This is a genomic window from Gordonia pseudamarae (assembly GCF_025273675.1).
GTDB classification, from domain to species: Bacteria; Actinomycetota; Actinomycetes; order Mycobacteriales; family Mycobacteriaceae; genus Gordonia; species Gordonia pseudamarae.
The window spans coordinates 1,236,968-1,260,443 of sequence record NZ_CP045809.1 but is presented as its reverse complement, the minus strand read 5'-3'; the positions used below and the strand labels follow the sequence as shown (position 1 = coordinate 1,260,443).

19 protein-coding genes and 1 tRNA gene are annotated in these 23,476 nt (G+C 65.0%); 11 read left to right on the top strand and 9 right to left on the bottom strand.

Annotated elements, in window-relative coordinates; all coding sequences use genetic code 11:
- Positions 1 to 33: 33 nt before the first annotated feature.
- The gene (locus GII31_RS05510; RefSeq protein WP_213247520.1) at positions 34 to 963 is read right to left on the bottom strand and encodes an Fpg/Nei family DNA glycosylase; all 930 of its coding nucleotides are present in this window, start codon (positions 961 to 963) and stop codon (positions 34 to 36) included.
- Between the two features lie 26 nt (positions 964 to 989).
- Here GII31_RS05510 and GII31_RS05505 point away from each other — a divergent pair, with 26 nt between their 5' ends.
- Entirely contained in the window at positions 990 to 1,763 is a 774-nt protein-coding gene (locus GII31_RS05505) for a 3'(2'),5'-bisphosphate nucleotidase CysQ (protein ID WP_213247518.1), read from the top strand.
- A gap of 238 nt (positions 1,764 to 2,001) precedes the next feature.
- Here GII31_RS05505 and cobF read toward each other — a convergent pair whose 3' ends face one another.
- The 3 genes from cobF to GII31_RS05490 all read right to left on the bottom strand — a co-directional run bounded on the left by cobF (position 2,002) and on the right by GII31_RS05490 (position 3,742).
- Complete coding sequence (cobF, locus tag GII31_RS05500) at positions 2,002 to 2,778, bottom strand: precorrin-6A synthase (deacetylating) (protein WP_213247516.1); 777 nt, start codon at positions 2,776 to 2,778, stop codon at positions 2,002 to 2,004.
- Positions 2,775 to 3,593 (bottom strand): SDR family NAD(P)-dependent oxidoreductase, encoded by an 819-nt coding sequence (locus GII31_RS05495; RefSeq protein ID WP_407649894.1) that lies wholly within the window; start codon positions 3,591 to 3,593, stop codon positions 2,775 to 2,777. Before GII31_RS05495 ends, cobF begins: the two co-directional genes overlap by 4 nt.
- Positions 3,594 to 3,669: 76 nt before the next feature.
- A tRNA-Arg gene (locus GII31_RS05490) sits at positions 3,670 to 3,742 on the bottom strand.
- A 198-nt stretch (positions 3,743 to 3,940) separates the two neighbouring features.
- Between GII31_RS05490 and GII31_RS05485 the strand changes: the two genes are divergently transcribed.
- The 3 genes from GII31_RS05485 (at position 3,941) to GII31_RS05475 (ending at position 11,546) form a co-directional block, all read left to right on the top strand.
- The gene (locus GII31_RS05485) at positions 3,941 to 4,609 is read left to right on the top strand and encodes a hypothetical protein (protein WP_260840322.1); all 669 of its coding nucleotides are present in this window, start codon (positions 3,941 to 3,943) and stop codon (positions 4,607 to 4,609) included.
- A gap of 299 nt (positions 4,610 to 4,908) precedes the next feature.
- Complete coding sequence (locus GII31_RS05480; protein ID WP_213247510.1) at positions 4,909 to 8,022, top strand: Eco57I restriction-modification methylase domain-containing protein; 3,114 nt, start codon at positions 4,909 to 4,911, stop codon at positions 8,020 to 8,022.
- A gap of 83 nt (positions 8,023 to 8,105) precedes the next feature.
- A complete protein-coding gene (locus tag GII31_RS05475; protein ID WP_246222117.1) occupies positions 8,106 to 11,546 on the top strand; it encodes an SNF2-related protein in 3,441 nt (1,146 codons plus the stop codon).
- Between the two features lie 73 nt (positions 11,547 to 11,619).
- Here GII31_RS05475 and GII31_RS05470 read toward each other — a convergent pair whose 3' ends face one another.
- Together GII31_RS05470 and GII31_RS05465 are read right to left on the bottom strand one after the other, a co-directional pair.
- Positions 11,620 to 12,474, bottom strand: coding sequence for a hypothetical protein (locus GII31_RS05470; RefSeq protein ID WP_213247506.1), 855 nt, complete (start codon positions 12,472 to 12,474; stop codon positions 11,620 to 11,622).
- A 15-nt stretch (positions 12,475 to 12,489) separates the two neighbouring features.
- Positions 12,490 to 12,855, bottom strand: coding sequence for a hypothetical protein (locus GII31_RS05465; protein WP_213243997.1), 366 nt, complete (start codon positions 12,853 to 12,855; stop codon positions 12,490 to 12,492).
- Positions 12,856 to 12,946: 91 nt separating this feature from the next.
- Here GII31_RS05465 and GII31_RS05460 point away from each other — a divergent pair, with 91 nt between their 5' ends.
- From GII31_RS05460 to GII31_RS05445, 4 genes are all read left to right on the top strand, one after another.
- The gene (locus tag GII31_RS05460; RefSeq protein ID WP_246221877.1) at positions 12,947 to 14,098 is read left to right on the top strand and encodes an IS630 family transposase; all 1,152 of its coding nucleotides are present in this window, start codon (positions 12,947 to 12,949) and stop codon (positions 14,096 to 14,098) included.
- 93 nt (positions 14,099 to 14,191) lie between these two features.
- Entirely contained in the window at positions 14,192 to 15,082 is an 891-nt protein-coding gene (locus tag GII31_RS05455; RefSeq protein WP_260840032.1) for an IS982 family transposase, read from the top strand.
- Between the two features lie 153 nt (positions 15,083 to 15,235).
- Positions 15,236 to 15,997, top strand: coding sequence for a hypothetical protein (locus GII31_RS05450; protein WP_213247502.1), 762 nt, complete (start codon positions 15,236 to 15,238; stop codon positions 15,995 to 15,997).
- Positions 15,998 to 16,236: 239 nt separating this feature from the next.
- Positions 16,237 to 16,863, top strand: a complete 627-nt coding sequence (locus GII31_RS05445; RefSeq protein ID WP_213247500.1) for a hypothetical protein — start codon at positions 16,237 to 16,239, stop codon at positions 16,861 to 16,863.
- A 31-nt stretch (positions 16,864 to 16,894) separates the two neighbouring features.
- Here GII31_RS05445 and GII31_RS05440 read toward each other — a convergent pair whose 3' ends face one another.
- Genes GII31_RS05440 through GII31_RS05430 form a run of 3 tightly spaced genes read right to left on the bottom strand, consistent with a single transcriptional unit; the run spans position 16,895 to position 20,383 of the window.
- Positions 16,895 to 19,201 (bottom strand): heavy metal translocating P-type ATPase, encoded by a 2,307-nt coding sequence (locus GII31_RS05440; RefSeq protein ID WP_322974140.1) that lies wholly within the window; start codon positions 19,199 to 19,201, stop codon positions 16,895 to 16,897.
- 43 nt (positions 19,202 to 19,244) lie between these two features.
- Positions 19,245 to 20,165, bottom strand: a complete 921-nt coding sequence (locus GII31_RS05435) for a heavy-metal-associated domain-containing protein (protein ID WP_213247498.1) — start codon at positions 20,163 to 20,165, stop codon at positions 19,245 to 19,247.
- Entirely contained in the window at positions 20,162 to 20,383 is a 222-nt protein-coding gene (locus GII31_RS05430) for a heavy-metal-associated domain-containing protein (RefSeq protein WP_213247496.1), read from the bottom strand. Before GII31_RS05430 ends, GII31_RS05435 begins: the two co-directional genes overlap by 4 nt.
- 147 nt (positions 20,384 to 20,530) lie before the next feature.
- Here GII31_RS05430 and GII31_RS05425 point away from each other — a divergent pair, with 147 nt between their 5' ends.
- The 3 genes from GII31_RS05425 to GII31_RS05415 all read left to right on the top strand — a co-directional run bounded on the left by GII31_RS05425 (position 20,531) and on the right by GII31_RS05415 (position 23,468).
- Entirely contained in the window at positions 20,531 to 20,884 is a 354-nt protein-coding gene (locus GII31_RS05425; RefSeq protein ID WP_246222116.1) for a metal-sensitive transcriptional regulator, read from the top strand.
- Between the two features lie 74 nt (positions 20,885 to 20,958).
- Positions 20,959 to 22,269 carry an acyltransferase gene (locus GII31_RS05420; RefSeq protein ID WP_213247494.1) on the top strand — a complete coding sequence of 437 codons (1,311 nt, stop codon included), beginning with the start codon at positions 20,959 to 20,961 and terminating at the stop codon, positions 22,267 to 22,269.
- 50 nt (positions 22,270 to 22,319) lie between these two features.
- Positions 22,320 to 23,468, top strand: a complete 1,149-nt coding sequence (locus tag GII31_RS05415) for an alpha/beta hydrolase fold domain-containing protein (RefSeq protein ID WP_213247492.1) — start codon at positions 22,320 to 22,322, stop codon at positions 23,466 to 23,468.
- Positions 23,469 to 23,476: the final 8 nt, after the last annotated feature.

Here is a 23,476-nt window from a genome sequence, read left to right as displayed (position 1 = left end):
ACCCGCCGGTAAGCATCGACATCTGACCGATGGCTATTTGAGAAGCCGCGACATCCTGCGGTCGGCGAGGACCTTGCCGCCGGTCTGACACGCCGGGCAGTACTGGAACGACCGGTCGGCGAAGGACACCTCACGGATGGTGTCGCCGCATTCCGGGCACGGTAAGCCGGTGCGGGCGTGCACCCGCAACCCCGTCCTCTTCTCCGATTTCATCGTCGCCACCGACGCATCGCCGAGCCGGGCCACGGCATCGGTGAGCACCGACCGCATCGCGGCGTACAACACGTCGACCCCGGCGTCGTCGAGGGCGTTCGCGTTCGCGAACGGTGACAGGGCGGCCACGTGCAGGATCTCGTCGGAGTAGGCGTTGCCGATGCCGGCGATCACACGCTGATCGGTGAGCAGGTTCTTGATCCGGGCGTGCGACCCGGCAAGGATCTCTCCGAACCGTTCGCGCCCGACGCCGAGCGCGTCCGGGCCCAGCGTCGCGATCCGGTCGACGTCCTTCGGGTCCCGCACCACCCAGACCGCCAGCCTCTTCTGGGTACCGGCCTCGGTGACGTCGAACCCCTCACCGGGCAGCCCGCAATGCACGCGCAACGCGATCGGGCCCTTACCTCCGGGCCTGGGCGGCACCCGCGACAGCTTCTCACTCCAGCGCAGCCAACCGGCCCGCGACAGATGGATGACCAGGTAGATCACCGCATCATGATCGCCGCCCCCTGCTCCGTCATCCCCCATCTCATCGTCCCCTGCGTCGTAGTCGCCCGGGACGGTGCGGATGAGCAGGTACTTGCCGATCCGGCTCACCGATACGACGGTCCGGCCGGTCAGCGCCGTGTACGGCGGGTCGGCGGTCTTGAGCACCGCCAAGGAGGCGACGTCGACCCGGCGGATGGGCAGTCCGGTGATGTGATCGTCGAGAAAGGCGGCGATCGCGCCGACCTCGGGTAGTTCGGGCATGTCCACCAGTGTGCTCTAGTTAGGGGATGCACTCAGCGTCTTCGTCGTCGGACCCGCGATACCCCGGGTCCGGGCTCTCCGATGCCGAACTCGCCGCACGGATCGCGCGGGGTGCCGGTGAGATCCTGCTCGGGGTCCGGCACGGTGAATTGTTGACGGCGCGTCACCTCGGCGACGTCGGCGACACCATGGCGCAGGCGTGGATCGCGGCGGTGCTGGCCCGGCACCGGCCCGCCGACGCGGTCTTGTCGGAGGAGGCGGCCGACGTCGGCGACCGGGCCACCGCCGACCGGGTGTGGATCATCGATCCGCTCGACGGTACCCGGCAGTTCGCCGCGGGCAGCGACGAGTGGGCAGTGCACGTGGCACTCACCGAGAACGGGAAGGTCACGCAGGCGGCGGTATCGTTGCCCGCCCGCGGCCAGGTGTTCCGGTCCGACACGGTCGCGCCGGCCGACGGGCCGCTCACCGGCCGATTGGCGACATCACGGTACGCCTCGTACGAGGTGTCGTGGGTGTCGCGGGAACTCGGGTTGCGGCCCGTCCTGATCGGTTCGGCCGGCGCCAAGGCGATGGCGGTGGTGTCCGGCGAGGCGGACGCCTATGTGCACGCCGGCGGACAGTACGAGTGGGACAACTGCGCCCCCGTCGGCGTGGCGCTGGCCGCCGGCCTGCATTGCAGCAGGCTAGACGGCACCCCGATCGTCTACAACCAGCCGTACCCGTACATGCCCGACTTCGTCATCTGCCGCGGCGAATTGCGTGAGCAGATGCTCGCCTCACTCGCCGAGATCTGGTAGCTCTCCTCCCCGCGTGGATGTCCCCTCCTCAGGGTCAGGTCCCACCCAGCCGGTCGAGCCCCTCCGCCGATTGAGTCCCCTCCGCCGGTTGAGGTGCGAGGAGCGCAAGCGACGAGCCTCGAAACCCCCGTGAGATGACAATGTCGTCTCGCCAGGTTTCGAGGCTCGCAAGCTCGCACCTCAACCGGCGGAGTCGGGCGGAGTTGGCCACTTCCGGAACAAGCGCGAGACTCGCACCTCAACCGGCGAAGCGGGATTCCTTGCGCAGCAAATAGACATCCATCAACCAACCGGTCGATTCCCTTGCCTTGGCGCGGGTTTCGGCGATCCGGTCGGCGACGTCGGCGACGCGGCCGCTGATCAGGATCTCGTCGGGGGTGCCCACGTAGGCACCCCACCAGATGTGGTCGTCGGGATCGGCGGTCTCCCGGAAGGCCAGGTACGAGTCCAGCATCACCACCTGGTTGGTGTCGGCACCCGCGGGGGTGTCGGCCAGGAGCCTGCCGGTGGTGATGTGGATCGGCTCCCCGATCCGGTTGAGCGGAATGCGGTGCGCCGCGGTCAACGCGCTGATGCTGGTGACGCCGGGGAGCACGGTGACCTCGGGTGCGAGGACACCGCGCCCGGTGATGTCCTCGACGATGCGCAACGTGCTGTCGTAGAGGGCCGGGTCACCCCACACCAGGAATGCCGCGACCCCACCGGCACCCACTTCTTCGAGCAGCACCCGTTCGACGACCGAGGCCCGCGCACCATGCCAGCGCCGCACCTCCGTCGCGTAGTCGTCGGGGTCGCGGTCCCGCGGCGGGTCGGCTATCTCGATCATCCGGTACCCTTGCGGCGCATACCGATCGAGGATCTCCCGGCGGGCATCGAGCAGTGAATGCTTGGCCGATCCCTTGTCCAGGAACAGGAATGCGTCGACACCGGCCATCGCCTCGGCGGCCGCGAAGGTGACATGTCCGGGACCACCCGGGCCGATGCCGATGACCCGTATCGCAACCGGGACGCTCACGGCCTGATCCAGGACAGTCCGTGTTTGCGGGCGGTCATCGACAGGATCAGCTCACGCGGCAGGAGACGACTCGCCAGGAACACCAGTGGAGCAGAATTTCCCTTGGCGTAGAACGGTTTCGGATGGTCGGCGAGCGCCGCCTCGACGATCGCCCGCGCAGTGGCCTCGGCGGTGATGCCGGACTGCTCGTTGCGGGCGGTGGCGGCCGCGACGACGGCGTACTCGTCCGCGTACGGGGAATGCTCGCCGATGTGGACGCTGCGCCGCCCGCCGATCCCGGTGGCGATGGTGCCCGGTTCAAAGCTGATCATCCTGATCCCGTACGGCGCCACCTCGCGCCGGGTGGCCAGGGCGAACGCCTTGAGCGCGGCCTTGGCCGCCGAATACGTCGACCGGAAGGCCACCGGGAAGCTCGCGAGCATGGAGCCGACCATGACCACCGTGCCGTGCCGGCGTTCACGCATCCCCGGCAGTACCGCCTTGGTGAGGGCTATCGGCCCGAAAACGTTCTTGGCGAACAGACCCTCGACCGCGTCCATCGGCGTGTCCTCGATGGCGCCCGCCTGCGACTCTCCGGCGTTGTTGATGAGGATGTCGATGCGCCCGATCTGCTCGACCGCGGCGTCGGCGGTCGCGTAGTCGGCGTTGTCCAGACGCACGTAGGTGACACCGGGCACCGGGTCGGCGACGGTATCGGGATTACGGCTGGTGCCGTACACGGTGTGTCCCCTGGCGACGAACTCCCGCGCGACGGCGGCACCGATCCCGCTGGACGCGCCGGTGACGAGAACGATCTGTGATGAGGCTGCGCGCACCTGCACTCCGGACTGTTCGGTGCGCTCCGACGCCTGATGGTGGCGCGCCGACCGGGTGCCGGCACGAACGCGAGAGTGCTCCCGGCAGGATTCGAACCTGCGACACCGGCTTTAGGAGAGCCGTGCTCTATCCCCTGAGCTACGAGAGCGGGTACTGACGGAAGGCGCGGGCATGCCCATCGCATTCAGTCTCATGGAGTGTACGCGAGGACTGCGGGGTGCATAGCGTGCCCCCGCACCACGCTGCTGAGACTTTGCGTCGAGAGTTCTGCACACCCAGTTCGTCGATTGCTAGTGTTCGTCTCAGTGCGGCCGTACTGAACGGCAATGAGTTGAGGGGATGAGCTGTGCGCCTGACCGCCGATATGGTCGTGACTTGGAAGGAAGCAGCCGCTCCCAGCGACATCTCCCTGGGCCAGGTGTACATAGGCCCCGACCCCCAGGGACATGGCGGCTTCCAGGTCGCCGTCGCCACGTCGGCAAGCACGCCAACACGCGGTAAGCTCCGCGAACTCTTCATCGCTCGGAAGGGCAAGATGTCGATCCAACTCGTGGTCGCGGTGATCGATCGTGACACTGTCCACCTGTTCGGTCCAGACCCACACGCGCAGGCCGTCCAGCTCCCGGTCGATCAAGCCGAGCGACAGCTCCAATCCGTACTCGATGAACCCGACCTCTTCGACGCCACGGAACGATACGCCGGTTTCCGCAAGGCCGACGATTCGACCGGTGTCGCAGGTTTCACCAACAGCGGCCTGTTCGCATCACATCACGTCACCCAGAACGCCCCCGAGCGCACAGACTGGGAGTCCAAACGCAAGCGAGCCGCTCCGCTTCTGAGCAAACGTGGAAAACCACTCATCGATGCGCTCGGTTTCGGTACTCAACCCGGCCCGAACGGCACCATGCTGTTGACGGTAAGCCCCCCCCCGGACCTCCCCGCGCAGTTGCCGTTCTGCTCGATGACTCCGAACAGTTCGACGCGAAGACTCCCCGATTCCAGCTTTCACCGGTAGCTTTCGGCCTTGCTGTCGCATCCCGGCAGGAGACACCGTGGCTCGTTGTACTCCGGAAGGACCAGATTCGGCTCTACCCCGGCCGCGATGGTGTCGGTGTCGGGTCCAAAGGGCAGTCGGAAACGTTCTTTGAGATCGACCTCTCCGCCATCGACTCGAACTACGCCGCACTCCTGCCGCTGGTCTTCTCCGCAGATGCTCTCGCCGCCGACGGGACCGCCGACGAGCTGCTACGCGACAGTGCGCGCTACGCATCTGACCTTGGCGCCCGACTCCGGGAGCGCGTCTACGACGAGATCGTGCCACCGCTCGCGGTCGACGTCGCGGGTCGGCTCACCAAGCACGCCGGCGTCACCCTCGACGCCGACGGGTTGGCGATGGCCTATCGTGTGACGCTGCGAATCCTGTTCCGGCTCCTGTTCCAGGCATACGCGGAGGATCGTGGCCTCCTGCCCGCAAGACGCAACGCGGGATTCGACGCGAATAGCCTAAAGACGAATGCGAAACGTCTCCTCGACTCCGAGATCCATACATTCGGCGATGCTTCGACAATCTGGCTCGACCTTGTACAGGTGTGGAATGCCATCGACCAGGGCAACCCGCAGTGGCAGATCCCGGCTTACAACGGTGGATTGTTTTCGAATGACCCCGCTCGGTCGCCTGAAGGGGCGCTCATCAGCAAGATCGCGCTACCCGACAACGTGCTCGGGCCAGCATTGCGCAGCTTGCTCATAGATGTCAGCTCCGACGATGCGCTCGGGCCGGTCGATTTCCGGTCATTGAGCGTCCGTGAGTTCGGCACCATCTACGAGGGTCTGCTGGAAAGTTCCCTATCGTTCGCAGCGGAAGACCTCACAGTCGACAAGAACGGTGCATGGGCACCTGCCAAGCGGGGCGATGCCGTCACCGCACCGAAAGGTTCCGTCTACTTCCACACTGCCTCCGGTGAGCGAAAAGCGACAGGTTCGTACTTCACACCCAAGATTGTCGTCGATCACCTGATCGAACGCTCAATCGTACCCGCGCTCACAACGCACCTCGACAAGATCGCCACATATCTCAAAGACGGTGATGCGGCTGCCGCCGCCCGTGACTTCTTTGACTTCCGCGTTGCCGACCTCGCGATGGGTTCGGGCCATTTCCTGGTCGCCGCCGTCGACAAGATCGAAGCCCTCATGCGGGACTTCCTCACCGAACACACTGTGCCCGGCGTGACCGAAGAGCTTCTCCGGCTCCGCACTGTTGCTCGAGACGCACTCGGCACCGACGAAGTCGCCAAGTCCGAGGTCGATGAAGTCGGCTTGCTCCGTCGTCAGGTTGCCCGGCGCTGCATCTACGGCCTCGACATCAACCCCATGGCCGTTGAGCTTGCTCGTCTCGCCCTCTGGATTCACACCTTCGTTCCGGGCCTTCCCATGAGCAACCTCGACCACGGTCTCGTGAACGCGAACAGCCTCACGGGTATTGGGTCCATCGATGAAGCGGTCGATGCACTTGTAGGTGTGTCAGCTTCATTTGATGGCTCCGCCCTCAGTGCTGCCGGTCTTGGAGATGGACTCTTCGAACCCGCTGACTCGCTGTTCTCCGAGCACTCCACGCAGAAGCCAAATCGCGGAGGCTACCAGCTATGGCTAAGAACGATCCTCACCGACTACCTTGAGTCATCCAAACCCTTGCTCCTGGACATGGCAAATGCGGCGGAAGCAACGAAATCGGAAGTCCAGAAGTCCGCCGACCTCCTCGAGCGTGCACGCAATGCAGCTGAACCAGCCAAGCGCATTTTCGACGCAGCTGTCGCCGTCCGCATGGGAAGATGGTCGACAAGTATCACTCGGCCGGAGCACGTCAGCCGACTGACTCAGGCCACAGCACCCGGTGAGGTTCTCCACCCATTGGTCCCAGCGCACTTGCCCTACCTCTTCCCCGAGGTATTTCTACGCGCCACCTGCGGCTTCGATGTCGTACTCGGAAACCCGCCATGGGAGAAAGTCAGGCATGAACCCACCTCGTTCTGGGCAGTGCGCGACCCTGGCCTCATCGCACTGCCTGACGTGAAGCGAGCCGAGCGCATTAAACATCTCCGCACGTCTCGCCCTGTAGAAGCAGCCGAGGAGGATGCGGAAGCACGCTCACGCCAGGAGCTTCAGGAATTCTTCAAGAAGTCATTCGCATGGAGGGGCGGCACCCACCTCGAACTCGCACAGCTCTTCCTTGAGCGCGCGTTAAAGACTGTGTCTGCATCCGGCGAGATCGGACTGGTGCTTCCACGACAGTTCTCAGTGCTCAGCGGGTGGAAGAATCTCCGGAAAGAGATTCTGGACCGACACGACGTCCTGGTGGTCCAAGCGCGAAACAAGGCAGAATGGCTCTTCGAGAAGGTCGAACCCCGCTACGCAGTCGTTCTGCTTAATGCCTCCAAAATTCAAGGAGATCCGATCCGAGTCGGGGTAGTCCAATCCGCGAAGGACCTTCGTGCCATTGGAGACAACTCCGTTCTGGCTTTTACACGCGATGAGCTAACGTCAATGTCGGACTCGAAAGCAATCCCGTGGTTCAACAATCCTGGCGACCGCGAGGTGTTCGACAAAATGCGCAAGTATCCCCGAATCTCCAGACCTGGATCGTGGGCGCAAGGAGTGCACGACGCTCGGTGGGATTTCCGAGGAAGCGGTCCGGACCGAGGGCTTGCGTCCAGGATCGATGAACCTGGAGCATGGAAGGTAATGATGACTCGACACGCAGACGCATACGAATTGCGCCCTGCTGCCATAAAGCAGTTCATCACTGACTTCGACGGCATCGCCAACAAAGATCGGGGAATTAACACCAATTCCAACAGGTGCGCCACCATCAGCGCAGATCACCCGGTGGTCTTGTTCCGCCACCCCAGTCGGTCCGATGACACTCGCACACTGATCGCGACGGCGCTGCCGAACGAAGGGTGGATCTACAATAAGGGATATGTTCACGCATTCGCCCACCTGCCCGGAACTTCCGAAGACGTAAGGCTCGCCGTCCTCGGTCTATTCAATTCCGTTGTCGAAGATTGGTGGGCACGAAGGTTCGTGGACCGTCACGTGACGGCACCGGTGATCAACAATCTTCCGGTACCGAACCTTAGTCCCAGCGATATCGCTGCGATTTCAAGCCGTGTAGCCGTACTCCTCACCCATTCGGGATTTACTCGTCTGGCTGGCGATATTGACGTCGCCGAGCGAGCCCAAAAGTCCCCGTACAACGGTTGCACGAAGAACGATCTCATCGCGGGGATAGATGCGGTCGTCGCGCACGGATACGGACTGACCCTCACCGACTTCTCAGCCATTCGTGAGGATTTCACCAGCAAGGGCTACCCCGATGACATTTTCCTGGCAGCCTGCGCCAAGCTCACTGAAAGTGCGGTAGCGGTGTGACCCAGTTGCCCGATTTCGCCACCAATCACGCTCCGAGCGATGCGGCGACCACGGTTGCTGACACGGTTAACGAGTTGTTTCGGTTGCTGCGGCAGAATAAGGTCACGGCACCACCGATCGCGATCGCCACGGCCTACATCAACCCGGCCGGATTCGCGCTCCTCGCAGATGAGTTGGAGACCGCACCTCGGGTGCGGCTACTGTTGGGTGCCGAGCCGGAGGAGGATTCGGTTCGTGCGATCACGTCGGGTGATTCCGACCAGGATGCCCGCCGCGATACCGCTATTCAGCATCACCAGGCATGGCTGGAAGCCGAACGTGACACCATGGGATTCGCGCGCGTGCCGTCTGCGGAGTGCAGGCGGATGGTCGAATGGCTCCAAAGCGTGGACCTCGATGGAGTCGCCAAGGTCGAGGTGCGGCGCTACACGAACGGGTTCCTGCATGGTAAGACGTACCTCGTCGAGGACGCGTCAACGCAGGCGGCGATCGCGGGGTCATCGAACATGACCTATGCGGGTCTGGCCCACAACGCCGAACTGAACCTCGGCACGGGTGGCGGGACACGGGCGGCCGGCAAGGTGCGCGAGTGGTTCGATCACTTCTGGGAGCAGAGCGAGCCGTACGATTTGGCCGCGCTCTACAGCCGTCGCTGGGATCCGCATACGCCGTGGCTGATTTACCTGCGCATGCTGTGGGAGTTGTACGGCGAGCACCTCGATGCCGACGAGGACCCGCTCATCCGAACGGGCCTGAACCTCACACGTTTTCAGGCTGACGGCGTCGTCCGGATGGAACGTCTACTTGAGGAGCATGGTGGTGTGCTCGTGGCCGATGAGGTCGGCCTCGGCAAGACCTTTCTCGCCGGCGAGGTCATCTATCGCACTGCGAATGTGAACCGGCAGCGGGTTCTCATCGTCGCGCCGGCGGCATTGAAGTCGTCGATGTGGGAGCCGTTCCTGAAGGCACATGATTTCAGTCGATGGGTTGATGTCTATTCCTACGAGGAGATCCGCAACCGCCTCGATCCCGACAAGGGTTCGACCGACGCATTCCTTCAGGAGGTGGAGGACTACTCGCTGGTGGTCATCGACGAGGCGCATAACCTGCGCAATTCGGGGGCTCAGCGTTCAGGCGCGGTCGATCGGGTCATCACGGCCGGAAGTCCGAAGCGGGTGGTGTTGTTGACCGCCACACCCGTGAACAACTCACTCAACGACCTGGAAACCCTCGTCAAGTACTTCATTCGCGACGACGCACGTTTCGCCTCACTCGGAATCCCAAGTATTCACGAGTACATCAAGCACGCCCAGAACGTCGACCCGGCCAATCTAACTCCGGAGCATCTGTTCGATCTGATGGACCAGGTGGCCGTCCGACGCACCAGGAAGTTCGTCAAGGAGCACTACACCAACGAACTGATCACCAGTCCCGACGGCAAGCTCACCCCGATCAGGTTCCCGCAGGCCAAGGTCCGCCGCATCGACTACGACCTCGACGACAACGGTCTCGCACTCATCGACGCGATGGTCTACGCCCTCGACGATCCCACCGACCCTTCGGCACCGAGAGCGTGGGAGGTGCGCAGCCGCGACCCCGGGCGGCTGATGCTCGCGCGCTACCTGTCGAGCATGTACACCGTCGAACACGATCTGCAGGAGTACCAGATCACCAATGCCGGCCTGCTGCGGTCCGGTCTGCTCAAGCGGCTCGAGTCCAGTCCGCAAGCACTGTATGCCTCGCTGACGAAGATGATCGAGTCACATGAAGTATTCCTGGACGTACTCGACAAGGGATACGTACTCAGAGGCGATGCGCTCAGCGAATGGGTGTCCTCGGAGTCCGACGACCTCGACGCCTTCGTCACCGAGTTCGACAACGACCAGCAAATCGAATCTACCGACGACTATCACCTCGACGCACTCGAGACGGATGTCGCCTCCGACATCGCGTTGCTCAGGGGGCTCCGCGATCTCGCCGAGTCCGTCGTCCAGGGCACCGAGCCGAAGATCAGGACGCTGATCAAGCAACTGACAGCAATCGCGACAGACGCGAGGCGAATCGATCCTCGCGGGCTTTCGCACAGCGACCGTCGCAAGGTGATCATCTTCTCAGCCTTCACCGACACGATCCTGCCCGTCCACGAAGCGGTAGTGACCGCGATCGAGAACGCACCAGCCGAATCACCATTGGCGGACTACAAGGGGCGCGTGGCACCGCCGATCATGGGCTCGTACGCCAAGACACACGAACGTGGCGCGAGCGGCGGCGTCGACCAGGGCGGTCGTGCCGCGACGATCGCCGGATTCGCGCCCGTGACAGCCGGGCCTCAGAATGCCGCGGGTCAACCGACCGCCAAGGATGCATTCGATCTCCTCTTCGCCACCGATGTGCTGGCCGAAGGCGTCAACCTCCAGCAGGCCGGTCAGATGATCAACTACGACCTGCCGTGGAATCCGATGCGGATCGTCCAGCGTCACGGCCGCGTGGACCGGATCGGCTCGAAACACGACTACGTCCGCCTGGGCCTGTTCTTTCCTGCCGAGCGTCTCGATGCGCTGCTCGCCCTCGAAGCGCGACTGGAAGCCAAATTGGCCCTCGCCGACGCCGCTGTCGGTGCGGGCCAGGTTCTGCCGGGGCGCGGCCCCGGCCACGAAGTGAACCTGACCGACGATCAGGTGATCGATGAGTTCGAGAAGCTCCTCGACGCCGGCGGAGCCAGTGCGTCACTGTCCGGCGAGGAGTACCGGCGTCGCCTCTCCAGATCATTCACCATGGAACGCAGCCTGAGAGCGGAAGTCCTTTCACTCCCCTTCACGTCGGGCAGCGGGTTTGTGAACCCAGCCGTCCAGGGAAACGGCTACGTCTTCTGCGTCAAGATGGGCAGCAGCACCACGCCGTGGTTCCGGTACGTCGCGGTCGACAACGACTGGACCGTACGACACAACGACCAGGGTCGGCCGATCATCTCGCCCGACACGCTACTGTCACTGCGCGTCGCCGACCCACAGAGCTCCACGGCCGAGCGCTGGCTGCCCGACGAAGTCTACGACCGCGCCTTCGATGCTTGGGAGGCCGCGCGTGACGACGCCTACGCGACATGGAAGGAACTCACCGACCCCAACGCCTTTCAACCCGACCTACCCCTCTCGTTCCGCAACGCCTACGAACTGGTGCTCAGGAAGGGCCGCTACCTCGGCAAGGATGAGCAGTCATCATTGGCGAACCGACTACGCACCGTTCCCACCGCGAAGGTCACGCGGCAGGTGCGCAGTGCGCTCAACCAGGGTGCCACCGACGAACAGCGCATCCAGCTGATCGCCGAAATCCTCGACGAGGCCGGCATTACTCCCCCACCTCCTCGGGACCCATTGCCGGACATCGAAAAACACGAAGTACGCCTGGTCACATGGGTAGCTGTCAGGGGCACCCGCGGACTCGAAGAGCAGGTCGATGAGCTACAGGGACACGGAGGATCGGTCGGCCACATCCCAGGAACCACACTGCCCGAAGAACTGTTCTGACAGTTCGATTGCTCCCTCGCGATTCTCTGTGATTGACCTACGTTCGTGGACACGCGCGACCCAGGCGGGGTACCTACTCGACCGCTTCCCGTTCTAACCGAATTACACATTCGCGGTATCGTCTACGGAGGTCTCTGAGTTCGGTATGTCCGTCAGCTACGTGCGATACGAGCGAAGTCGCAACGACCGCACCCAAGAGCCAGAACGAGTCGGCCCACGTTTCCGCACCCGTTACTTCGCGCACAACCACCGCCGAAATCACCAGCGTCGTCCCGTGCACCGCCCACCTGACGACACGCGCTTGCTCAACCATCGACAAGCACGCTTTGGCCGTCGACAGGGTCCGGATCTGCGCGGGATCGTACCAGAAAGACCCGACGAACTCCGGCGACGGATCGTAGGCCAGCCCCACTCGGGGATCGATGATCGAGGGATGTTTCCGCAGTGGCTCTTCGGTTCGCACATCATCGAGCAACAGTTTGAACGCATTCAACGACACCAGAAATGGGATCACCGCCGCCACGACTGCCGCCGGGTGACCGGCATGGGAGTGCACCAGAGCCCCCACGGACATCCCGCCGTACGCCAGCACCATCAACTGAATCTCGCGCACGCGAATCACAGTTACGATCTGTTCTCGCCAGGTGCCGGGCGCCGTGCCGGGAACACCACTGACGAGCACCGTGGACAGCACGACCTGTAGTGCGATGGCAGCAAGTTGGACGGTCAAGGCCGCAAATGCGGCCAGGTACCAGGCAACCCACCCGAACTGCTCCGGCAGTTGGAAGGGCAACATCAGTAGTACAGCGCGTATCAGCATCACCACGATGAGCGCGCCTACGGCCATCATGTCCATCACGATCGCGCATTTCGCCAACACCCACTGCCACCTGCGCGGATGCACCACCACTCCCGTTGAGGAAAACATGTCCCACACCTCCCACTAGTGGGTATCGCCGTTAGTTCGTCGGGGGTCTGGGAGCCAGGTGGTGGGGTCGTTGAGGTAGAGGCCGCAGGCGGTGTCGAGGGCTTGCTCGGGGGTGCCTGAGGGCCAGCCGGTGGGGAGGACGGCTTGTTCGTAGTCGTTGTGGCTGGCGCGGTAGATCGCGAAGCCCCATTGGTTGGCCGATCCGGCGTAGCGCAGCCGGCATAGCTTCACCTCCTCGCCGTCGGTGAGGGTGGCGTCGATGTAGGCGAACCCCGCACGGTAGCGGGTGTGCAGGGTCTGGATCTGGGGCCAGCGTTCGGCGGCGCGGGCCAGGAGCTTTTGCCGTAGCGAGGTCTGGGTCGAGTCGGGGATCTTCGCCATGATTCTCATCATCGTGGCATCGTCATGTGCTGCCTTGATCTGTTCGGTGTCGGCGTGGCGTCTTGGCCTCCGGCGGCTCGGAGCGTCAGAAATGGATGTGACTCTCACCAGTGCTGACGTCGTGGTCCTCACCGATGAAGAACGACATGTCCTGACACGCCGCGCGAACGCCGCGAAATGCCCCCATCGCGATCTGCTGCGTGCCCGGATCGTGCTCGCTGCTGCTGACGGTGTCGCGAACGCCCAGATTGCCCGCGACGTGGGGGTCTGCGAGGACACCGCCCGCCGCTGGCGACATCGCTTCTGCGTGCAGCGTCTTGACGGGCTTAAGGACCGGCCCCGATCAGGGCGGCCACCGGTGTTCACCCCGGTCGAGGTTGCCGAGGTCAAAGCACTCGCGTGCACGCGACCGGCCGACCACGATCTGCCGTTAACGAGGTGGTCGACCGCCGAACTCAGCACACACGCGGTTGCGGCCGGGCTGGTGCGGCCAGTCTCGCCGTCCACGATCGGCCGGTGGTTGGCCGCCGATGCGATCAAGCCGTGGCAGCATCGGTCCTGGATCTTTCCCCGCGACCCCGACTTCGCGGTCAAAGCAAGTCCGGTGCTGGACCTGTACCAACGGCAGTACAACGGTGTCGAGCTCGGCGCTGATGAATACGTGATCAGCGCCGATGAGAAGTCCCAGCTGCAAGCCCTCAGGCGGCGTCACCCCGAAACACCCGCGGCACCAGGGCAACCACGCAGAGTCGAGTTCGAGTACCGCCGCGGTGGCACGCTGGCCTACTTCGCTGCCTACGACGTCCACCACGCCCAGGTGCATGGAATGACAGCACCGAAGACCGGGATCGTGCCGTTCACCCACCTCGTGAAACAAGTGATGACCCAGGAACCGTATGCCTCAGCGAAGCGGGTGTTCTGGATCGTCGACAACGGTTCCTCCCACGCCGGGCAGGCATCGATCGACCGGATGCGTGAGGCGTTCCCCAGCGCGGTCCTGGTGCACCTGCCCGTACACGCTTCGTGGCTCAACCAAGTCGAGATCTACTTCTCGATCCTGCAACGCAAAGCCATCACCACCGGCGACTTCACCGACCTCGATGACCTCGCGCAACGAATCCTCGCCTTCGAGGACCGCTACAACCAGAACGCTGAACCCTTCGGCTGGAAATACACCCGCGACCACCTCAACCGCCACCTCAACCGACTCAACAACGACGGCACCCTCCGCCAAGCGGCGTGACCCCCGACGAACTAACGGAGATGACCACTAGATGGTTGATTCCTTGAAGGTGCCGTCGGCAACGAGGTAGGCGGAGGGCTTCAAGATCAATGTGTGACGAAAGAACTCGAAACCCTCCTGACTGAACTCTATGTCCTCATCGACGACCACGTCGTCGAACCCCGCTCGGGACGCGGCTGGCGCCCGCTGCTCTCCGATGCCGAACTGCTCACGCTCGCGGTAGCGCAGGTGTTGCTCGGGTTCGACAGTGAACGGCGTTGGATCCGGCACGTCCACGGCAACGAGCAACTGCGCGCACTGTTCCCGTATCTGCCGGGCCAGTCCGACTACAACAAGCGTGTCAGGGCTGCACGAGGGTTGCTGTGCAAGACAATTCAGGCGGTGGCACGGCTCTCACCGTCGTGGTTCGACGACCTGTGGATCACCGACGCCACCCCGGTTCCGTGTGGCATGTCAAGGGAAACGGTCAAGCGGTCCGGCCTGGCCGGGCACGCCGGATACGGCTACTGCGCGTCACACTCGCGTTTCTACTGGGGCTTGAAGTTGTATCTGGTGTGCGCCGGCGACGGGATGCCGATCATGTGGTGCCTGGCGCATCCGAAGATCGGTGAACGCGAGGTGGTGACCGCGCTGCTCGAACGCGATCACCACCTCATCCGCTCCGGGCAGGTGCTGCTCGCCGACAAGGGCTTCTCCGGAAAGACGTTCGCTGCCACAACCGCCGCGATGGGCCTGCGGTTGCTGCGCCCGGACCGCAAGGACGAGACCTACCGCAACGGCAACCTCGGCGGGGTGCGGCAGTGGATCGAATCGGTCAACCAGACCCTCAAAGGGCAGCTCGGCCTGGAGAAACACGGCGGCCGGACCACCCACGGAGTGTTCGCCCGAGTGAGTCAACGCCTCCTGGCGATGTCCGCCGGCATCTGGCACAACTGGACCACCGGCATCACCACCAAACGATCCCTGATCGCGTACGACCACTGACCGCGTCCAAGGAATCAACCATCTAGACACGCCACCGCGTCAGGCGGTAGCTGGACGCGCCCATTGTGACGGCCACCTCTGACATTCTCGGAGCAGGTGCGAGTCGCACCGAGGTTGCTATCACCGTTCGGCAGGCAGGTAGCCTCTGGAGGTATGTACCGCAGGTGGGTGACGAGTTGCCGGTTCCTCTGGCCACCGATCCTTACCTACACGCGGCGCTGCGCAGATCTGCTCGAATGGTTCGAGACACACCTTGAGCCAGTTGCCAGCCTTGACGACGGCGAAAAGATCGGTGTCGCCGTGTTGTCGCCTGATCTGCGCATCGCTGTTACGAGGCAGGGGTTCACGGTGGACTCCGGTCTCGGGGGGTTGGATCTGATCGAACTGTCGACCGCGATTGAAGGTGTGCTGGAAGTCCTGTCACCCAAAGACGTGATCCTGGACAGCTACACGTCTGCAGGCGTCTCCCCCCTCGACGGCCGGGACTACGACGCTGAGCGAGCTTCGTACGCCGCACGGTCAGCGCTCGGCGGAGCAGCTGCGATCACATCGATCGGTCTGGAACCGGCGGACGGCTCCAATCTGATCGATCTCACCAGCGCCGACTTGCGGGTGCAAGTTGAGTGGGGAGTCGTATGCGACGACGAGCTCTTGACTCGCATACGGCACCCAGAGCAGTCACGTGTGAACGGACACGCGCTGGACACCGATACCCTTCACCTGGTGCCTCCCCGGTGGACCGCACCCCCGGTTGGCCTATACTCAAATATCTGGATTCGCCACATGGCAACTGCGCACGTCGGCTCGGCCGGAGATGTGACGGCAAGTATCGCCGCTCTCCAGAACACCACGACGCAGATTGCCGAAGCGTTACTCAGCGACTACGTATCAGGACGAGACGAGGGGGATCGATGAGTTCAGTGGACGTGTCGCGGACTACGTCCGCGCGCCACGATCCGGATGACAGTTGGCAGCTGACATCCGCATATCTCCTCCGAGCGCGTGAAGACCTTGGATCTGCGAGAACCACCGGCGACGCCGAAGCACCGGTCGTGGGTTATGGCCAATATGAGGTGCCGAACCCGGACTTCAACTACGGGGTTGTTCACACCCAGCGCCGACGATTCGGGAGCCGCCGGTCGTAGGCCGGGACAGTGCCGATACCCGAGTGCATCGTCGTCTTCGACGTCAACGTGTGGCTTGATGTCGCGACTCTGATCACCCAGCCCTTCAGTTGGGATGAGTTTGATGCCATCGCAGGTAGCGTCAATAGTCTGCCCGTGCCCCACCCCGACGTTCGATACGACTGCCTACGCGCAATCGCGATGAGCCGCACAGGGTTCTACGATTCAGGGACTCAGCGACTCGAAGTGTGGACCAGCGCCCACATCGACCGGTTGGTGATTTCGAAGGCTATCGAAGTTGTCCGTGACAAGACAGGGCGCCGTTGGACACAGGCCACCGCCGAAGGTCTTGTCGAAGACTTCCTATATGAGGTACTCGAAGACACCGGCGGCGGCACTGTCGGTGACATCACCATCCCGATGGGCAACCCACCACTTGATCACGAAGATGGATGCGTATACCGAACGGCGGTCGACGCCGGCGACGACCACATGTCACGCAAGGTGATCGTGACAAAGGATGGGCCGTTCCGCCAAAACGCACCTTCCATCGGGACGTATGTGGACGTCGTGTCGCCCGCCCAGTACGTCAGCAAGCTACGGAAGGCGCGACGACCGAGCCTTCCTCGACCTCCATCTCGTCCGAGTAAACCTTGACGATCACGAACGGATGACTCTCGCGTCGCGATCAGCGGAAGGTGCGCAGCCGGAGGCTGTTGGCGACGACGAAGACACTGGAGAAGGCCATCGCGGCACCGGCGAGCATCGGGTTGAGCATGCCGAGCGCGGCGACCGGGATGGCCGCCACGTTGTAGGCGAAGGCCCAGAACAGGTTCGACTTGATGGTGCGCAGGGTCTTACGGGACAACCGGATCGCATCGGCCGCGCTGCGCAGGTCACCGCGCACCAGGGTGATGTCGGAGGCGGCTATCGCCACGTCGGTGCCGGTGCCCATCGCCAGGCCGAGGTCGGCCTGCGCCAGGGCGGGCGCATCGTTGACGCCGTCGCCGACCATCGCGACCGTCTTGCCGTCGGCCTGCAGCGCCGCGATCACCGACACCTTGTCGGCGGGCAGCACCTCGGCGTGCACCTGCTCGATCCCCACCTCGGCCGCGATCTGCCGGGCGACGGCGGTGTTGTCGCCGGTCAACAGCACCGGTGTCAGACCGAGTTCGGTGAACCGGGTGATCGCCTGGGCGCTGGTCGGTTTGACGGTGTCGGCAACCACCAGGATGCCGCGGGCCGCGCCGTCCCAGCCGACGGCGACGACCGTCTTGCCGCCGTGTTCGGCGTCCGCCTTGGCCGCGGCCACCTCGGCGCTCAACGTCTGCGACCAGTCGGCCAGCAACGCCTCCCGGCCGACGACGACGGCCTTGCCGTCGACGACACCCCGCACCCCCCGGCCTTCCAGGTTGGTGAAACCCTCGACCGCGGGCAGTTCGCCGACCTCGGCGCGGGCACCGGCGGCGACGGCGGCGGCGATCGGATGCTCGGACGCGTCCTCCAGCGCTCCGGCCAACCGCAGCAGTTCGGTGCGCTCGACACCCGGCTCGCACACGGCGTCGACCAGCGTCATGACACCGGTGGTGACGGTGCCGGTCTTGTCGAGGACGACGGTGTCTACCTGGCGTGTCGACTCCAGCACCTCCGGGCCCTTGATGAGGATGCCGAGCTGTGCGCCGCGGCCGGTACCCACCAGCAGCGCCGTCGGGGTGGCCAGGCCGAGTGCGCAGGGGCAGGCGATCACCAGCACCGAGACGGCGGCGGTGAATGCGGCCGTCACGCCGAAACCGGCACCCAGCCACGCGCCGAGCGTGCCGACGGCGATCACGATGACGATGGGCACGAAAACGCCCGAGATGCGGTCGGCCAGCCGCTGCACCGGCGCCTTGCCGCTCTGGGCGTCCTCCACCAGGCGTGCCATCTGTGCGAGCTGGGTGTCGGCACCGATGCGCGTGGCGCGCACCACCAGCCGTCCGCCCGCGTTGACGGTCGCGCCGACCACCTGGTCGCCGGGCCCGGCCTCCACCGGCACCGACTCGCCGGTGATCATCGCCATATCCAGGGCGGATTCGCCGGAGACCACCACACCGTCGGTGGCGACCTTCTCCCCCGGCCGCACCACGAACGAGTCACCGACCGACAGTTCCTCGACAGGGATCGTGACCTCGGTACCGTCGCGCAGCACCGCGACGTCCTTGGCGCCCAGTTCGAGCAACGCACAGAGCGCGGCACCGGCCTGCTTCTTGGACCGCTTCTCGAAGTAGCGTCCGGCGAGGATGAACATCGTCACCCCGGCGGCCGCCTCCAGATAGATGTTCGACGCCCCGTCGGACGGCTGTAACGAGAACTCGAAGCCGTGCGTCATGCCGGGTTCGCCCGCGTCACCGAAGAACAGGGCGTACAGCGACCAGCCGAACGCGGCGAGCGTGCCCAGCGAGATGAGCGTGTCCATGGTGGCCTCGCCGTGACGCAGGTTGATCGCCGCGGCCCGGTGGAACGGCCAGGCGCCCCAGATCACCACGGGCGCGGCCAATGTCAGCGAGGCCCACTGCCAGTTGGTGAACTGCCACGCCGGGACCATCGCCATCGCGATCACCGGCACTGTCAGCACGACAGCACCGATGAGCCTGTGCCGCAACGACTCCAGCTCCCTGTCCGCCGGGTCCGCGACCTCCTCGGAGGTCGCGGGCGACCGCGGTGCGGGCAGACTCGCGTCGTAGCCGGCATCCCGGACGGTACCGATCAGCACGTCGGGATCGAGGTCGGCGGGCGCGCGCACCTTCGCCTTCTCGGTGGCGTAGTTGACGGTGGCCTCGACGCCGTCGAGCTTGTTGAGTTTGCGTTCGATGCGATTGGCGCATGAGGCACACGTCATCCCGGTGATGTCGAGGTCATAGCTCGCCCCGGTGCCGGGTTGTGTGGATGCGCCGGGTTGTGTGGATGCGCCGGGTTGTGTGGATGCGCCGGGTTGTGTGGATGCGGTGGTACTCATCGCGAGGACCTCTCTTTTCCGAACCGATCGGTGGGTCGGTGACTCAGTCGACGCCCGCGTCGGTGACAAATGTGGCTGTCCGGACGACACCGTCGACCTGGAAGTCGAAATACAGTAGGTAGCGTCCGGCGCTCGGCGCCCGGGTGTTGAAGTCGACACATGGGCCCGAGGTCTGCCCGACTTGGGGTTCGGCACCCTCGGGATGGACATGCAGGTAGGCGAGGTCGCCCTCGCGCAACGCCACCAGATGACCGAACGCACCCAGGTACGGCTGCAGACCGGTCACCGGCGCTCCGGCGCGGGTGACGGTGATCGCGAGCCGGGTGTCGTGGCCGACAGCGGGCACCCCGGTCAACGTGACGTCGAAACCGTCGACGTGATCGGCGGTGCGCGGTGACACCGGCACCGGCGTCACCGCGCCGGCGACGTCCACGGTCCGGGCCAGCACCACACCGCTGCCGGTATCCGGCGTGAAATCGGCGAACACCCGGTAGCTGCCGGCGGCCTCCCACCGCCACGGCAACGCCCACTCGCCGGAAGACGCGTCGAACACCGGATGCACGTGGCGGAAATGGCTCCCGTCGGACCGGACCACGATCAGGTGCAGGTCCTTGTCGTGGGTCCGGACATAGTCGCGAACCGGCTCGCCGCCGGCGGTGGTGATGGTGAACCGTAGTTCGCCGGGCCGATCCACCGTCGACGGCGCGCGCACCGGCCCGAGCGTGTATCCGTCGCGGCTCAGTACGGTCCCATCGAGTATCTCGGCCGGCGCCCCGTTGTACGCCGCGGCGTGGTCGTCGCCGGAGTCATGACCGCCGGACATCTCCTGATGGGAATCCCGGGCACGTTGCTGCCACGAGTCGACGGCGCTGTCGGGCACCGTCACCGCCGCGACGCCCAACGCGACCGCGAAGACCGCGACGAGCACGCCGGCGAACAACGCCAGGCGCCGCCAGGTGCTCATGGGATACGCACCGCCGAATAACCCGCCTCGTCGACCGCCGCGAGTACCGCGGCGTCATCGACGGTTCCGTCGCCGGTCACCACGAGCCGGCCGGTGGCGGCGCTGACCTCGATGGCGTCGATACCGGGGATCTCGCCGACCTCCTCGCGGACAGACATTTCGCAGTGGCCACAGGTCATGCCTGTCACCTGGTATTCGCTTGTGGTCGCACCGGTCATCGTGAATCTCCTCGCCAGTCGTCGTGAACGGCTTCAGCGTATACCCCCATGGGGTATACGGCAAGTGTCCCGCGTACCGGCATTCCATACCCCCGGGGGCTATGATGGCGGTCTGTCTCATCCCCCCAGAACCGAGGATGTCCCGCCATGACCGACCCGCCCACCGACACCGCCACACCCGCGCCGGACCCCGGTACCGACGCCTGCCATTCGGGCGCCGCACACGGCTACATCGCCGACAAAGGCCGCTACCTGGCCCGGCTCAAACGAATCGAAGGCCAGGCGCGGGGCATTCACCGGATGGTCGACGAAGACGTCTACTGCATCGACATCCTCACCCAGATCTCGGCCCTGACCAGTGCACTGGAGGGCGTGGCGTTGGCCCTGCTCGACGACCACCTACGCCACTGCGTGGTCGGCGCGGCCACCCGGGGCGGACCGGAGGCCGAGGAGAAACTGCGCGAGGCCTCCGCGGCGATCGCACGCCTGGTCAAGTCCTGAATCCCCACCGGGTGACCACGGAGCCCGCCGCACGCACGTAAACTCATGCACTGCGACCTGTAAGCAACACGAAGGTGCACGTGCAACCCACCCCGCAGACCCAGCCCACCGCGTCCGGCCCGGCCACCGCGTCCGACCAGAGCATCGCGATCAGTCCGGCTCCGGACGACCGCCCCGACCGCAAGGCCGGCGCCGCGGCCCGCGTCGGGCGCGCCTACACCGCGGACCTGGTCCGGGTAGCCCTATTCACCGGCGTGGTGGTCGCGCACAGCGTCAACGCCATCAACAGCGGCCCGGAAGTGACCCGCGGGTCGCATCTGGCGGGCACGCTGCTGCATCTGACCCGCTACGGGTTCGTGGCGGTCACTCTGTTCGTGCTGGTTCTGAGCATGCGCGGCAAGACGATGACCGCCACGCAGTTCTGGCGCCGCAGGTTCGGCCTGATCCTGTGGCCGTATCTGCTGTGGACCATCATCTACGCCATCACCGACCACCTGGTGATCAGGAACAATCCGTTCCCCTCCACCGGCACCTGGTTCGCCGATCTGGGCGAGGATCTGATCAGCGGCACCGGCAAGTACCAGCTGTATTTTCTGCTGATCTCGATGCAGATCTATCTGTTCTTCCCACTCATCAGCAAGATCGTCGAACGGTTCGCCGACCACCCGTGGCGGGTCATCGCGGGCGGCGCGGTGGTCCAGTTCGGCATGTTCGCGCTGTATCAGTACACGCCGCGCCCACTCCCGCCGTTCTGGCAGAACATCTTCCTGCACCTGTGGAAGACCCTGCCGATGTACGCGCTGTTCATCACGATCGGCGCCGTCGCCGCCTACCACCACGAAGCCGTCGAGACGTGGCTGCGATCGCACGTGCGACTGGTCGTGGCCTGCGGGCTGGGCTCGGCCGCGCTCAGCGTGACCGCGTACTGGCTGGCCACCTCCCCCGGGCACGTGCCGCTGCAGGCCAACACCCCGTGGAATCCGGCGCATCTGCCGTGGCTGGTGTGCGGTTTCGCCCTGCTGTGGCTGGGCGCGACGCTGTGGGACGATCGCCGCAGAACCGGCAAACGCAGCGGGGCGCGGTTCGTGTCATGGGCCACGCTGCGCGCCTTCGGGGTGTTCGCGGCGCACCCACTGATCCTCGACATCCTGGCCCGCACCGGGTTCTTCCGCCAGCTGTTCGAGTGGTTCCCCGGCGCGCCCGTGGCCCGGGCGGTCGTGCTGATCATCACGGTACTGGCGCTGTCGCTGCTGCTCGTCGATCTGCTGCTGCGCACCCCGGTCAGCCGATATCTCGTCGCCCGGCCGCGAATCCCGCTGCCGGGGGAACGCCGGGTACGCCAGGCCCTGGCGCGCGGTCGCGCCGACCCGGTCGGCGATCACTGACTCCGGTCATCGACGCCTCCTGTTTCGAATTTCCTGGTATACACGACGGAGTGATCGCCGACGACCAGCCCCGTTCCGGCACGCGCCGGAAACCGGACGTGCGCCGGAGTCCGGCACGGATGCTGACGGCGGCACTCGGCGCGACGATCTTCCTGAGCGGCGCACCCCTGGCGGTGGCCCCGGCGATCGCAGCCCCCCAGCAGCCCGAAGCCGGTGCGGCGACGTCGACGCCCACGCCCGAATCGGGCATGCAACCGGCGTCGGAGAACCCGAAGTTCACCGGCTCGGTCTCGCCGTTGACCCGTTCCGGCGTCACGGCCCTGCAATTGTTCTCACCGCTGATGAAGAAGCCCACGGTACCGACCGACAAGCCCGAGGCCGCCGATCCGGAGCGGCCACCGACCACCGAGGTGTCGGGCGCGGACATGAAGGTGGACAACTACCGCGGCTGGAATGTGTGGCGGATCACGCCCAAGCGCAATGCTGGCGCACCCACGAGCGAGGCCGCGACCAGGTACCGGCACCGGACCGTGATCGCCGTCCACGGCGGCGGATTCGTGCTCCCCGCGACGGCAATGCACTGGTCGTACTATCTCAACCTGGTCCGTGCCACCGGCGCCACGGTGGTCGTCCCGCTGTATCCGAACGCGCCGACCGCCCATGCCGCCGGTGCGGTGCCGATGATGGCCGATTTCTTCACCGAACAGATGAGCACCTACGGCGCGGCCAACGTCAGCGTTCTCGCCGATTCCGCGGGGGCCGGCCTCGCGCTGGCCGCGACCCAGCGGTTGGTGACCCAGCACCGGGCGGTACCCGCGTCACTGGTGCTGTCCTCGCCCTGGCTCGACCTGACCATGTCCAATACCGCCCCCACCCCGTACTTCGATCCGCTGCTCAACATTCCGTGGATGCGGGCCACCGCCCAGCTCTGGGCCGGCAATCTCAGCATCCGCGATCGTCGGGTCAGCCCACTGTTCGGCGACCTGCGCGGCCTGCCGCAGACGTTCGTCTACAGCGGTTCGGTGGATCTGCTCTATGTCGATTCCTTCGCGCTGTCCCGCAAGGCGGCGGCGACGCCGGGATCACAGATCTGGTTCGACCTGCGACGGGGCGGCATCCACAACTGGGCGATGACGCTGGCCCTGCCCGAGGCCAGGGGCGTGGCCCCGATGATCATCCGGCAACTGCTGGAGACCTGACCGGCCGC